Here is a 365-nt window from a genome sequence, read left to right as displayed (position 1 = left end):
GCCAGGATCAAACTCTCCAATAAAGTTAGTTTGTCTAGCATCTAAAAATAAAAATTGACGTTTCACGTTGTTTGTTTCGTTCAGTTTTCAAAGAACTTTTTGGTGGAGCCTAGCGGGATCGAACCGCTGACCTCCTGCGTGCAAGGCAGGCGCTCTCCCAGCTGAGCTAAGGCCCCAAACAATTATCGGGAAGACAGGATTTGAACCTGCGACCCCCTGGTCCCAAACCAGGTGCTCTACCAAGCTGAGCCACTTCCCGAAAGAAAACGCGCCCGAGAGGAGTCGAACCCCTAACCTCTTGATCCGTAGTCAAACGCTCTATCCAATTGAGCTACGGGCGCATATGGTGCCGAGGGCGGGGGTCG

3 tRNA genes are annotated in these 365 nt (G+C 51.8%); all 3 read right to left on the bottom strand.

Annotation, left to right across the window (positions count from 1 at the left end):
- Window positions 1-100: 100 nt before the first annotated feature.
- Window positions 101-176: transfer RNA gene (locus FOT98_RS31880), tRNA-Ala, on the bottom strand.
- A gap of 9 nt (window positions 177-185) precedes the next feature.
- A tRNA-Pro gene (locus tag FOT98_RS31875) sits at window positions 186-259 on the bottom strand.
- Window positions 260-267: 8 nt separating this feature from the next.
- Window positions 268-341 (bottom strand) — tRNA-Arg (locus FOT98_RS31870).
- Window positions 342-365: the final 24 nt, after the last annotated feature.

This window comes from Bacillus sp. HY001, assembly GCF_007558965.1.
In the GTDB taxonomy this organism is placed as follows: Bacteria; Bacillota; Bacilli; order Bacillales; family Bacillaceae_G; genus Bacillus_A; species Bacillus_A mobilis.
The sequence above is the reverse complement of the archived record's forward strand: the minus strand, read 5'-3'. Positions and strand labels throughout refer to the sequence as shown.